The following is a 12,849-nucleotide window of genomic DNA, read 5'->3' as shown; positions in this document are numbered from 1 at the left end:
GATGCCCGGCGACAACATCCGGATCACGGCGGAACTGATTACCCCGATCGCGATGAACGAGGAATTGCGCTTCGCGATCCGCGAAGGCGGCCGCACCGTGGGCGCGGGCGTCGTGACCAAGGTTATTCAATAAGATCGGTGACAACTGACATGCGAGAGCAAGTACTGCTTCAATGTACGGAATGCAAGCGCCGGAATTACACGGGCACGCGCGACAAGCGCAAGAAACCGGACCGGCTCGAGCTGAAGAAATACTGCAAGTTTGATCGCAAGCACACGGTACACCGGGAAGTGCGCTGAGCGGCGTACCGCAAGCACCGGGAATACGCAGTTTTCTGCCGCAGGCCCGTAGCACAACGGCTAGTGCAGCGGCCTCCAAAGCCGACGGTTGGGGGTTCGAATCCCTCCGGGCCTGCCATTCCTGGATCCATACCCGGCGCCAGAACGACGAGGGCATAATATGGCCACTCAGGCGGAAGCTAGACCTGGATTGATCAAGAGAATCCGTGGTTTTATTGAAGAAGTGAAAACGGAAATGGACAAGGTAACCTGGCCGACCAAGGACGACCTGAAGGTATCCACCCAGGTTACGCTTATACTGCTCGGCGTGGTGTCCGGGATTATTTACGTGTATGACCAGGTGTTTCAGTTGCTCATCATAGCGTTGCTGGGCCTGGCCTCGTGAGGAGAAAGGACGTGGCGGACAAGGCGCACATCGACGAAGCGCTCGAAACGGAAGCGCTGGAGGCGCCGAAGGACGAGCCTCTTATCAAGGACGTCCCAGACGACGGCATCAAGCGGCGCTGGTACGCCCTGCATGCGCATTCGGGCCAGGAAGGGAGCGTGAAGAAGATGCTCCTGGTGGGCGCGCAGCAGGCGGGGCAGCAGCACTTGGTGACGAACGTCCTGGTGCCGATGGAAGAAGTGGCGGAGATCCGGTCCGGCCAGAAGAAGATCTCGAAACGGAAGTTCTTCCCGGGTTATGTGCTCGTGCAATTGCCGGAGCACCCGGAGCGTCACCCCGAACTCTGGCATATGATCCGGCAGATCCCCGGGGTTACCGGTTTTATCGGTTCCCGGACGGTTCCCGTGCCGCTCGAGGACACGGAGGTGCGGGAAATCGTCGAGGAAATCCGCGGCGAGCGCGAGCGACCGAAGCCCAAGGTCAAGTTCGAGCACGGGGAACGGGTGAAGATTATCGACGGCCCGTTCGCGAACTTCTTGGGCAGTATTGACGAAGTGAACATGGAGCGCGGTACCATTAAGGTACTCGTGGAGATTTTCGAGCGCCTGACCAGCGTCGAAGTCGAGTTTTGGCAGGTCGAGCATATCTAGCGATCAAGGGAGAACAGGCGCATGCCTCCGAAGAAAGAAAAGACCAAGATTAAGCTGCAGGTGCCCGCCGGCCAGGCGAACCCGGCGCCGCCCGTTGGGCCCGCGCTAGGTCAGCACGGCGTGAACATTATGGATTTCTGCAAGCAGTTCAACGAGCGCACGAAAGAGGACCAGGGCCTCGTCATTCCGGTGGTTATTACGGTTTATGAAGACCGCAGCTTCACATTTATTACGAAGACCCCGCCCGCTGCCGTCCTGCTGAAGCGCTCGGCCAAAATCGCCAAGGCTTCCGGTGAGCCGAACAAGAACAAGGTTGCCACCGTGGACCGGGCGCAGGTGGAGGAAATCGCGCGGTTGAAGATGCCGGACCTCAACGCGGGCAGCGTCGTGTCCGCCGTTAGCATGGTCAAGGGCACCGCGCGGAGCATGGGCATTATCGTAAAGGAATAATGCGCGGCCCCATCCCAGGGTCGCGGCGGTTCGTCGGCAGGCGTCTCAAGGCGCCAAAATCACGTGGGAGGGCCGTGCGGTGCGCGGCCCGGTTGCACCACAGGAGGTCTTTGAAATGGCCAAAATGAGCAAGCGCTCGCGCGCAATCCGCGTCAATCACGATCATGAGCGCACCTATTCCCTCACGGAAGCGGCGCAGGGCGTTAAAAAAACGGCCACCGCGAAATTCGACGAGACCATTGAACTCGCATTCTATCTGGGCGTTGACCCGCGCCATGCCGACCAGCAGGTGCGCGGGTCGGTCAGTTTGCCGCATGGCACGGGCAAGAAGATCCGCGTGGTCGTCTTCTGCAAGCAGCTCGAACAGGTGAACGCGGCGATGGAAGCGGGCGCCATCGAGGCAGGCAGCGATGAACTCATCACCAAAATCTCAGGCGGCTGGCTGGACTTCGACGCGGCCGTCGCCGCCCCCGACATGATGGGCCAGGTCGGCAGGCTCGGCAAGGTGCTGGGGCCCCGAGGTCTGATGCCGAGCCCGAAGGCAGGCACTGTCACACCCAACGTGGCGCAAGCTGTCGCGGAAATCTTGAAGGGCAAGATCGAGTATCGCGTTGACAAGAACGCCAACATCCACGTGCCAGTGGCGAAGGCGTCCTTCTCGGCGGAGCAAATCGAGGAAAACGCCGCGTCCGTGATCGGCGCGGTAGTCAAGGCTCGTCCCGCTGCCTGCAAGGGCACGTATCTGAAATCCTGCACCATGAGCAGCACGATGGGGCCGGGTTACCGGCTGGATGCGGCGTCCCTGTCGGCGCAATTCAAGTAAGGAACCGCTTCATTCGCGCGTGCGGTAAGGTTTTTCGCGTGCCGCGCGTTGTATTCTGACGAATACTCGAACCGAGTCCGGTCGAGCGTCAACGCATCGGAGAACATCATGAGCAAGAGCGCAAAGGGTCTTCTCTTCACTTCTGAATCGGTCACGGACGGCCATCCGGACAAAGTCGCCGACAACGTCTCGGACGCCGTTCTCGACGCAATGCTGGCGCAGGATCCCGACAGCCGCGTGGCTTGTGAGACCCTCCTGAAAACCAATCTCTGCGTTGTGGCGGGCGAAATCACCAGCAAAGCAAAGGTGGACCTTGCGGCTCTGGTCCGTGAGACTATCGTGGACATCGGCTATACCGGCGGCGTGTCGGGTTTCGACGGCGCGAGTTGCGCGGTGCTTGTCGCGCTCGAAAAACAGTCCCCGGACATCGCGATGGGCGTGAATGTGGCAGGCGGCCACGAACAGGGTGCTGGCGACCAGGGCATGATGTTCGGTTATGCAACAAATGAGACGCCGGAACTGATGCCCTTGCCCATTCTCGTGGCGCATAAGCTCGGTCTCCAGCTCAAGAAGCTGCGGCTGGAAAAGACGCTTCCCTGGCTGCAGCCGGACGGGAAGTCCCAGGTTACCGTCGAATACGTGGATGGCAAGCCGGTGCGCATCGACACCGTGGTCATTTCCAATCAACATGCCCCGCTCTACGGCGGGATGAAACCGACCCCGCAGGAACTGAAGAAGGAACAGGCGGAAATTCGCGAGGCCATCATCGAACACGCCATTAAGCCCGTGCTGCCTCAAACGCTGGTCAAGGGCGATATAACATATCACGTGAATCCCACGGGCCGTTTCGTCATCGGCGGGCCGGTCGGCGACTGCGGTCTCACGGGCCGCAAAATCATTGTGGACACCTACGGCGGGATGGGCCGCCACGGTGGCGGCGCCTTCAGCGGCAAAGACCCCTCGAAAGTGGACCGCAGCGCTGCCTACATGGCCCGGTACATGGCCAAGAACATCGTGGCCGCGGGCCTGGCGGAGAAGTGCGAGGTCCAGTTAGCGTACGCCATTGGCGTGGCCAAGCCCGTTTCCCTCAACGTCACGACTTTCGGTACCGGGAAAATCGGCGACGACGCGCTTGCCACGCTGGTCGCGGACCATTTTGACTGCCGTCCTGCCGCAATCATAGAACTGCTTAACCTGAAACGGCCTCAATACCGGAAGACGGCTGGATTCGGTCATTTTGGCCGCGAAGACCAGGGCTTTCGTTGGGAAGAGACCGACCAGGCGGACGCGCTGCGCCGCAAAGCCGGGGCTTGACAACCGCGGCGGGTCCGAACGCCGCTTTCAGGGCGAGATTGCCCGTCCGAGGGACAACCCTGCCCGGGTCATAAGCCGTTTCGGGCCTCTTGGGCTGCGTTGACCGCTGTCAGCATTACAGACGGAGCAAATTGGTCAGACACCGTCTTCGGAGTCTTCGCGGTGAGGCATTTCTCCCAAAGCCGCCGTCAGAATATCGACGATCATCTGGTTTTGCGTCTTGCCTTCGGCCTTGGCGGCGATACGCACGGCTTCGTAGAGTTCCGTAGGCAGTTTGATGGTCAGTTTCGTGGACTCGAACTCGGGCGCGCCCAAGAATGTGAGAGAGCCGTGGTCAGAAGCATGCGCATCCTCAAACAGTTCCGGCTGGTCGGGCGGAGGCGGCGGCAACAGTTCGTCCCCCGGGCAACAGATGGCCAGGATTTCCGGGTTCGTTCTGCCCGCATCGATGAGTTCCTGGACACGGCCCCGCCCTCCCATGCCGCGGAGGTGCCGGGCGATACCGGCAACCGTCATGGCGTAGCCGCTCTGGTGGATGAATTCGACAGCGGCTTCTCCTTCGAGTCCGTGACGCACAGCCTCGATGACACGCTCGCGTTTGGCGGCCAGTTGCCTCGACATGCGGTCCGCCTTCCCGGTACACCCGCAAGAGTGGCCACATGGCACGGCTGAGGAACCTTACGGTCTCAGATGCCTGCTCTTCGCGGGCATTCCCGTTTTCGGGCCTTCGTGGTAGAATAGAAGATGCCACGCTGAGGCGATTATAGGAAAATGTTTACAGCAAGGCAAGAAGTGCTGGAGCAGGGTGTGTGGTGTTGGACCCGGCCAGGGGGCACGGCCGTAGCGCCGGGGCAGCTTTGCCGTCGCCGGCGGGTTTTGTGGTCGCCACGAGGATTGCCGGTGCGGCGCTGCGGGGGGCGGCCGGGTCAGGGGAAAAAACGTTGAGCTGGTGCGACCTTTGACAAGATCGCGGACAAGGTGTTAGCATCTGCCACCTTATAAAAGTCAGGATGGAGGCTGGTTGCTCTATGAGAGTCAGCATTACGGGTCGGCACATGGAGATGACGGACGCGCTGAAGGCGTACATTGAGAACGGTTTGAATAAGCTCGGCGCGCACTTTGACAAAGTGATTGACGCGGATGTGATCCTGGATATCGAGAAGAGACGGCATATCGCGGAGGTCAATCTGCACGCGAACGGCGTGCGCATTCATGGCAAGGAGGCGTCGCCGGACATGTACGCCTCGGTCGATGCCGTGCTGGCCAAGTTGGAGAAGCAAATCCGGAAGTACAAGGACCGGATCAACCGGCATCAGCCGCGCGCGGACCGGGAAGACCGCGACTACGGGCATGTCATTATCACGATGGAGAGTGAGACGGACTCCTCGGACACGAATGGCACCTCAGCGAATCATAAGGTGGTGCATCGGGAACAATTACCGATGAAGCCACTCAGTGTGGAAGAGGCCATCATGCAGCTGGAACTGCTGGATGAGCCGTTCCTGGTATTCTCCAACGCCGACACGTCAAAGGTGAATGTCTTGTACGCCCGTGAAGACGGGACCTACGGTCTGATCGAGCCGCAGTTCTGACCTTTCGCAGGCACGAGTCGCCTGGGTATGCCCGGAGGCGGCGCCTTCGGGCGGTGCAGCGCACCGGGCGGGGTCGGGAGGCTGCGTCACCCGGAGAGACGGCCGGACCATGGACACTCAGAACCTCCCAGTCAACCGGAAGCGGCATATCGCCGTGGCCCGGCTCATGGACCGCATGGCCGAGGACCTCGAACTGGAGGTGCTTGCCGGCTATCAGGGTATGGGAAGGCCGGTGCTGATCTCCGACGTGAACCGGCCCGGCCTGGCGCTCGCCGGGTACTTGGAGTACTTCGCGAATGACCGGGTGCAGATTCTCGGAAATACCGAAACCCACTACATGGAGCGCCTGTCTGCGTCTGAATTGGGAGCGCGGCTCGCGGCGATGTTCGCGTTCGAGATTCCAGCCTTCATCCTCTCGCGCAAACTCGAGCCGCGTCCAATCTTCCTCGATATGTGCAACCGCCGCGGTATTCCCGTGCTCCGCTCGACGAGGCGCACGGATGAAGTCATCAGCCACATCATTCTTTTCTTGGCCGAGGAGTTCTCGCCGGAGACGGTCGTTCACGGCACCGCCGTGGATTGCTACGGCGTGGGCGTGGTGATCGTCGGGCCGCCCGGCATCGGTAAGAGCGAAACCGCGCTGGAATTGATCGAGCGGGGACACCGCCTTGTCGCGGACGACGTGGTGACTCTGCGCAAGCGGCGTGAAGACTTCTTATACGCGGAGACGAACCCAGTCATCGAGCACCACATGGAAATCCGCGGCGTAGGCATCATCGACGTAAAATCCATTTTTGGCGTGGGCTGCGTGCGCAACTCGAAGCGCATCGGGCTTGTCGTCGAACTGGAGGAATGGCGACAGGATATCGACTATGACCGGACGGGGCTCATGGAGGAGCATGTCGAGTTGTTGGGCGTGCGGATCAATCATCTCCGCATTCCGGTGCGGCCGGGCCGCAATATCGCGATCATAATCGAAGTGGCTTCCCTGAACCACCGGCTGAAAGAACTGGGCGTGCATCCGGCTATGGCGTTCAACGAGCGCTTGATTCAGATAATGAACACAGGCGGTACGTGACCGCGCGCTCTCGATCCAGGCCACGCTTCCGGCGTATTGCGCCGCTTCCGGCCCGGTCCTGCAGAAGAACGAGGAGTATCATGGACCGCATCAATCTGATTTTCGGCTGTCATGCGCATCAGCCCGTGGGCAACTTTGAACACGTCTTCGCCGATGCCTACCGGAAGGCCTATCTGCCTTTCATCGACGTGCTCGAGCGCTATCCGGCGGTACGGGTCGTGCTGCACTACACGGGGCCGCTTTGGGACTGGTTCCTCGCTCATGAACCTCAGTTTGTGCGCCGGCTTGCCGGCCTTGCGGAGCGGGGACAGGTCGAGATCATGGGGGGCGGGTACTACGAGCCCCTCTTGTGCGCCGTGCCCGAACGCGATGCTGTCAGGCAGATCATCCGGATGAATGCGTTCTGCAAAGAGCATTTCGGCGCGCCGCCGCGCGGCATGTGGCTGGCCGAACGGGTGTGGGAGCCCCATATGCCGCGCATCCTGGCCGCGGCCGGGATTGAGTACACGGTCCTGGACGACATGCATTTCAAGTGCACGGGCCTCCGCCCGGAGGAGTTGTTCGGTTACTACATCACGGAAGAGGCCGGCACCACGCTCAAGGTGTTTCCAATCCTTGAGAAACTTCGTTACCTGATCCCGTTCCGGCAAGTGGAGCAGACCCTGGCATTCCTGCGCGAACACGCCACGCCGGACGGTTTGTGCTGCGCGGTTATCCACGACGACGCCGAGAAATTCGGCGTCTGGCCGCAGACCTACCAGAGCGTCTACGAGGAGGGCTGGCTCGAGGAATTCTTCCGGGCACTGACGGAAAATCAGGACTGGCTGCGATGCACCACGTATGCGGACTATGTCGACAGCCTTCCGCCCCTGGGCCGCACCTACATTCCCACGGCTTCGTACCAGGAGATGATGGCCTGGGCGCTGCCCACGCCGATGCAGCATCAACTCCACGCGCTGCGGGAGCGATTTCAGGATGACCCCGGGCATCTGCTCTTTTTGCGCGGCGGCTTCTGGCGCAACTTCCTTGCGAAGTATCCTGAGGCCAATGCCATGCACAAACGCATGTTGCGCGTGAGCGAGCGGATCGCCGGGTTGCGCGAGAAAAAGAACAAGCAGCAGCAATTCATCGACGAAGCGGAACGGCTGCTGCATCAGGGGCAGTGCAATTGCGCGTATTGGCACGGCGTCTTTGGCGGATTGTACCTGAACCACTTGCGCACCGCGGTCTATGAACGTCTGATCGCCGCGGACCGGCTGCTTGACCAATGCGAACACGGGGATGGCGCCTGGGTCAACTGCGCCGTGTCGGACTGGGACGGCGACACCTGGGAGGACGTGATTCTGGAAAACAGTCAGATTGCGCTGTTCTTAAATCCCCGCGACGGCGGCACGCTGACAGAGTTGGATTTCAAGCCCCGACCGTTCAATTTCCTGAATACCCTGGCGCGGCGCGAGGAGGCGTACCATGAGGCGCTGCGTTCGGGGCAGACGACGCTTTCCAGCGATGCCCAGTCGCGCGGCAGCATTCACGAGCTGGTGCGCGTAAAGGAATTGGGGCTTCACAAGCTCCTCGTGTTTGATCCCTACCGCCGCAGCTCCCTGCGCGACCATTTCCTGCAACCGAGCGTTACCACGGAGGAGCTGTGGGCGGCGCGACAGGAGGAACTGGGCGGATTCGCGACCGGGGCTTATGCATTTTCCCCGGGACGCCAGGGTGTCACGTTGTGGCGCGAAGGCACGGTGAACGGCGCGGCTGTCAAAGTGAGCAAGACCATAAAACTTCAGAAAGATGCATCCGGATTCGAGATTCAGTATGATATGGAAATCGGCGGTAATGTGCCGCTGGATGCGCTTTTCGGCGTGGAATTCGTCATAAATCTGCTGACGGGCGGCGCCCCGGACCGGTATTATGTGTCTGAGGACCGTGACTTGGGCCGGCCGGCGCTGGGTCAGCCAGGTTGCGACGAAGGCCTGTGCCAGATCGCGTTGCAGGATGAGTGGCAAAAACTGCGGTTTAGCCTGCGGTTTTCGGCGCCTACGCGGGTCCATCGCTTCGCCATCGAGACCGTGAGCCAGTCGGAGGACGGCCAGGAACGGGTCTATCAAGGCAGCGTGGTCCTGCCCTGCTGGGTCTTGCCCAAGAAACCGGGGGCGAGAATGCGCATCACGATGGAGGTGGGACTCGAACAAGAGCAGCGCTGCGTCAGCTAGTATTCGGGACAGGATCGCATGGTGGAAATTGCCAAGATACTCAGGGTAACGAATCAGAAGGGCTTACACGCGCGGCCCGCGCAGAAGCTTGTTCGCACGATATTAAACTATAAATGTGATACTTATATCACGCTGAACGGATACCGGGTCAACGCGAAGAGCATTATGGGCGTGTTGACGCTGGCGGCCACGCAGGGAACGGACCTGACGGTGACATGCGCGGGAGAGGACGCGGCTGAGGCGATGGCGGCGCTGGAGAAGCTCTTCAAGACGGGGTTCAAGGACGAATAGGTGGAAAAGCGGTTACAAGGCATAGGGGTATCGCCGGGCATCGCGATCGGCAAGACGCTTCCGTTCGATGTCCGCCGCTTGGACGTGCCTCGCTACGAAGTAACGGATATTCAGACGGAAACCCGCCGGCTTAGCGCCGCCATCGAGGCCGTGCGCGAGGAATTGACCTCGCTTTACCGCCGCACCGCGGAGCAATTGGGGGAGAAGCACGCGGATATCTTCAAAGCGCATATCATGCTGCTCGACGACGTGGTGTTGCGCGAGGAAGTCGCGAGACAAGTCCAGGAAGAGAAGTTGAATGTCGAGTACGTGCTCGATGAGTTCGTGCAACGCTATGCGGCCGTCATGCGCGTGGCGGACGATCCCCGCTTCCGGGAGCGCACGGCCGACCTGCTTGATGTCCTGGACCGCATTCTGGGACATCTGCTCGACGCGGAACGGCCGGACCTGCGCCGTCTGAAGGAGCCCAGCGTCGTCGTGGCGCATCACCTGGCCCCAAGCGACGCGGCGGGCATGGACGTCGGCAACGTGCTGGCTCTCGCGTTGGATACGGGCAGCGCAACGTCGCACACGGCCATTCTTGCGCGCGCCTTCGAGATCCCGGCGGTGATGGGCGTGGAAGGGCTCAGTCAGCATTGCGAAAGTGAAGCCACCATAGTCGTGGACGGGCTGCAGGGCGTAGTCGTGATTGACCCGGCCCCCGAAACGATGGCGCGGTACCGCCGGCAAGAGGCGGAACTTCAGAGGCAATGGGCCTCGCTCGCGCTTACGGACCGCGCGAGACCTTGCGCCACGGTCGACGGCATCGAAGTGCCGCTCATGGCCAATATCGAGCTTCCGTTCGAGATTGAACACAGCCTGACCGCCCGTGCGCAGGGCATCGGCCTGTACCGCACCGAATACCTGTTCCTGAACCGCAAATCACCGCCTTCCGAGGAAGAGCAATACGACGCCTACATGGAAGCGTCTCAGAAGGCGCATCCTTTCCCAGTAGTGCTGCGCACGATGGACATCGGAGGCGACAAGTTTGTCGCCTATCTGCAGCAGGATCGCGAAGAAAACCCGCAGATGGGCTGGCGCGCGATCCGTTTCTGCCTCGAGCGGCCGGACATATTCAAGGCGCAGCTGCGCGCGATGTTGCGGGCTTCCGTCCAAGGCAATGTGCAAGTCATGTTCCCCATGATCAGCGGCGTCGAAGAATTGCGCCGCGTCAAAATTGTGCTCGAAGCCATCCGCGAGGAACTCACCCGCGAAAACGTTCCCTTCGACGGCAGCTTAAAGGTGGGCACCATGATCGAGGTGCCCTCCGCCGTGGCCACGGCGAACCGGCTTGCCCAGGAATGCGATTTTTTCAGCATAGGCACCAATGACTTGATCCAGTATTCCTTGGCGGTAGACCGCGAGAATTCGCGCATCGCGTACCTCTATGAACCGGCGCATCCCGCGGTGTTGCGCATGGTCCGGTGGACGGCGCAGGCGGCCCGCGAAGGCGGTATTCCTTGCGGCATCTGCGGCGAGATGGCGGGCGACCCGCTCTACACGGAGCTGCTCATCGGCCTTGGCGTCACGTCGCTGAGTATGTCGTCCATCTCGATACCCATGGTGCGCGAGGTGGTCACGCACACAACGATAGGCGCGGCTCGGGAACTGGCCGAGGAGGCGCTTCGGCTTGCCACGGCCGCGGACATCAAGCGATTGTTGCGGCGCCACATCGAGAGCAGAGGCATTCTCGAAAGTTATGTGGCCCAGTTGAAGGACGCCGACGCGGGGCGGTACGCGCCGTGAGCGAAGCCCGGGGCACAAGGCGTCTTGTCATTCTGGGGTCTACGGGCTCGATCGGCGTCAGCGCGCTCGAGGTCGTACGCCGGTACCGCGACCGTTTCGAGGTCGTTGGGCTCGGTGCGCACGCTAACGTCGACCTCTTGACCGCCCAGATGCAGGAATTTCGCCCGCCCTTTGCCGCGTTGGCGGACCGTGCAGCCGCCCGCCGGTTGCGCGCTGCCATCCCTTCCGCGAACATCCTGGATGGCCCCGAGGGTCTGGAAGCGCTGGCGGCGCTTGATGTGGATGTCGTGCTGTGCGCGATGGTGGGCGCGGCGGGGCTGCAGCCTGTATTGCGCGCCATTGACGCGGGGAATGCCGTCGCCTTGGCGAACAAGGAACCCGTCGTGATGGCGGGCCGCCTGATTATGGAGCGTGCCGCGCGGCGGGGCGTTCCGGTATTGCCCGTGGACAGTGAGCACAATGCGATATTCCAGTGCATTCAGGGGCACGCGAAAGAAGACGTGCGCAGTATCCATCTTACGGCTTCCGGCGGTCCGTTTTATGGCCGACCGCGCGTGGCGCTGCGTGACGTCACGCCGGAACAGGCGACGCGGCATCCAACGTGGAAGATGGGCGCCAAGGTCAGCGTGGATTCCGCGACGCTCATGAACAAGGGGCTCGAGATTATTGAGGCCATGTGGCTTTTTGATCTTCCGGCGCGGAAAATTGAGGTGATTATTCATCCACAGAGCGTGGTGCACGGACTGGTCGAGTTCAATGACGGGCATATCCTGGCCCATCTTAGCGTTACCGACATGAAATTCCCCATTCTGTTTGCATTGACCTATCCGGAGCGGGTGGCCTCGCCGATGGAACGCCTGAACCTCGCCGCGCTTCAGAGCCTTTCCTTTGACGCGCCGGATTTTGATGCGTTTCCCTGTCTGGCCTATGCCCGGCAGGCCGCTTTCGAGGGCGGCACCGCGCCCGCTATCCTGAATGCCGCGAACGAAGAGGCCGTGGCGGCGTTCTGCGCCCGCCGCATCTCCTTCTTGGGCATCAGCGATGTCGTCGGCGACGTATGCGATGCGTGTGCGGTGGTCGCGGACAATAACCTCGAGACCGTCCTTGCGGCGGACGAAGAGGCGCGGCGCCGCGCGCGCGCCGCGGTCGAAACCATGATTGCGAGGGTGTGATGTCGCTTATCTTCAGTATCTTGATCTTTATCGTTGTCCTTGGCGTGCTGATTTTCTTTCACGAATTGGGCCATTTCCTCGCTGCGAAGGCCTGCGGCGTCTACGTGGACCGGTTTAGCCTCGGCATGCCGCCGCGCCTGATCGGCGTGCGAATCGGGGAAACGGACTACTGTCTTGGCGCTCTGCCCATCGGCGGATACGTCAAGATGGCGGGGCAGGAAGACTCGCCAATGACGGATGAGGAGCGTGACCAGACCTATGGCCATGTGCCCGAGCACCGGTGGTTCAACAAGAAACCCGTCTGGCAGCGCTTCATCGTCGTGATTGCGGGGCCGCTCATGAACTTCGTGCTGGCCGTGTTGCTGTACGCGGCGCTGGCCATGACGGGGCCCATGGTTCCCGAGTGGGAGGTGACCGGGCGAATCGGCAAAGTGGCGGAGGACGCGCCCGCGCTGACCGCGCCGCTCTATATCGAACGGCCCGGCGCTGAACCCGGCGCGTACAGCGGCGAACCGGACGCCGTCGGCTGGCAGACGGGCGATGTGGTGCGCGAAATCGACGGCGAAGCGGTGGACAGTTTCACGGATATCGCGCTGAACGCCTTGCTGGGCGGCGCCGGCCGCGTATGCCATGTGGAGCTCGAACGCACGAATGACGATGGTTCCACAACGCGGTATGTCTCGCCCATTTCACCGAAGGTGATCGGCGACGAGGAACATCCGCGTTTTGGCGTGGCGCAGTTCCAGACGGCCCTGGTCGAGAAGGTCGTCCCGGATATGCCCGCCAGCGGACTCGA

The 12,849-nt window shown here is 61.4% G+C and carries 15 protein-coding genes and 1 tRNA gene; 15 read left to right on the top strand and 1 reads right to left on the bottom strand.

All coding sequences use genetic code 11. The features are described from left to right. The 8 genes from tuf to metK form a co-directional block, all read left to right on the top strand. Positions 1-133, top strand: a 133-nt coding sequence (tuf, locus tag KA184_16155) for an elongation factor Tu (protein ID MBP8131112.1), incomplete at its 5' end; no start/stop codon positions are given. A gap of 17 nt (positions 134-150) precedes the next feature. Next, positions 151-300: a 50S ribosomal protein L33 gene (gene rpmG, locus KA184_16150; GenBank protein ID MBP8131111.1), complete on the top strand. Its 150-nt coding sequence runs from the start codon at positions 151-153 to the stop codon at positions 298-300. A gap of 42 nt (positions 301-342) precedes the next feature. Further along, positions 343-418, top strand: a tRNA-Trp gene (locus KA184_16145). Between the two features lie 72 nt (positions 419-490). Beyond that, the gene (secE, locus tag KA184_16140; protein ID MBP8131110.1) at positions 491-685 is read left to right on the top strand and encodes a preprotein translocase subunit SecE; all 195 of its coding nucleotides are present in this window, start codon (positions 491-493) and stop codon (positions 683-685) included. Positions 686-792: 107 nt separating this feature from the next. Beyond that, positions 793-1,335, top strand: a complete 543-nt coding sequence (gene nusG, locus KA184_16135) for a transcription termination/antitermination factor NusG (protein ID MBP8131109.1) — start codon at positions 793-795, stop codon at positions 1,333-1,335. A gap of 21 nt (positions 1,336-1,356) precedes the next feature. Then, a complete protein-coding gene (gene rplK / locus KA184_16130) occupies positions 1,357-1,785 on the top strand; it encodes a 50S ribosomal protein L11 (protein MBP8131108.1) in 429 nt (142 codons plus the stop codon). Positions 1,786-1,900: 115 nt separating this feature from the next. Continuing rightward, positions 1,901-2,608, top strand: coding sequence for a 50S ribosomal protein L1 (locus KA184_16125; protein ID MBP8131107.1), 708 nt, complete (start codon positions 1,901-1,903; stop codon positions 2,606-2,608). A 108-nt stretch (positions 2,609-2,716) separates the two neighbouring features. Further along, positions 2,717-3,922 carry a methionine adenosyltransferase gene (gene metK, locus KA184_16120; GenBank protein MBP8131106.1) on the top strand — a complete coding sequence of 402 codons (1,206 nt, stop codon included), beginning with the start codon at positions 2,717-2,719 and terminating at the stop codon, positions 3,920-3,922. 135 nt (positions 3,923-4,057) lie between these two features. Here metK and KA184_16115 read toward each other — a convergent pair whose 3' ends face one another. After that, positions 4,058-4,543, bottom strand: a complete 486-nt coding sequence (locus KA184_16115; GenBank protein MBP8131105.1) for a hypothetical protein — start codon at positions 4,541-4,543, stop codon at positions 4,058-4,060. Between the two features lie 407 nt (positions 4,544-4,950). Here KA184_16115 and raiA point away from each other — a divergent pair, with 407 nt between their 5' ends. The 7 genes from raiA to KA184_16080 form a co-directional block, all read left to right on the top strand. Continuing rightward, positions 4,951-5,514, top strand: a complete 564-nt coding sequence (gene raiA, locus KA184_16110; protein MBP8131104.1) for a ribosome-associated translation inhibitor RaiA — start codon at positions 4,951-4,953, stop codon at positions 5,512-5,514. 109 nt (positions 5,515-5,623) lie between these two features. Beyond that, the gene (gene hprK / locus KA184_16105; protein ID MBP8131103.1) at positions 5,624-6,592 is read left to right on the top strand and encodes an HPr(Ser) kinase/phosphatase; all 969 of its coding nucleotides are present in this window, start codon (positions 5,624-5,626) and stop codon (positions 6,590-6,592) included. Positions 6,593-6,672: 80 nt separating this feature from the next. After that, positions 6,673-8,805: a DUF1926 domain-containing protein gene (locus tag KA184_16100; GenBank protein ID MBP8131102.1), complete on the top strand. Its 2,133-nt coding sequence runs from the start codon at positions 6,673-6,675 to the stop codon at positions 8,803-8,805. 18 nt (positions 8,806-8,823) lie between these two features. Continuing rightward, positions 8,824-9,096, top strand: a complete 273-nt coding sequence (locus tag KA184_16095) for an HPr family phosphocarrier protein (GenBank protein ID MBP8131101.1) — start codon at positions 8,824-8,826, stop codon at positions 9,094-9,096. Next, the gene (gene ptsP / locus KA184_16090; GenBank protein ID MBP8131100.1) at positions 9,097-10,881 is read left to right on the top strand and encodes a phosphoenolpyruvate--protein phosphotransferase; all 1,785 of its coding nucleotides are present in this window, start codon (positions 9,097-9,099) and stop codon (positions 10,879-10,881) included. Continuing rightward, positions 10,878-12,053 carry a 1-deoxy-D-xylulose-5-phosphate reductoisomerase gene (locus tag KA184_16085; GenBank protein ID MBP8131099.1) on the top strand — a complete coding sequence of 392 codons (1,176 nt, stop codon included), beginning with the start codon at positions 10,878-10,880 and terminating at the stop codon, positions 12,051-12,053. Before ptsP ends, KA184_16085 begins: the two co-directional genes overlap by 4 nt. Beyond that, positions 12,050-12,849, top strand: an 800-nt coding sequence (locus KA184_16080; GenBank protein ID MBP8131098.1) for a site-2 protease family protein, incomplete at its 3' end; no start/stop codon positions are given. The genes KA184_16085 and KA184_16080, both read left to right, overlap by 4 nt.

Source organism: Candidatus Hydrogenedentota bacterium (assembly GCA_018005585.1).
Lineage (GTDB): Bacteria > Hydrogenedentota > Hydrogenedentia > Hydrogenedentales > JAGMZX01 > JAGMZX01.
This window is presented reverse-complemented; position numbering and strand designations above follow the sequence as displayed.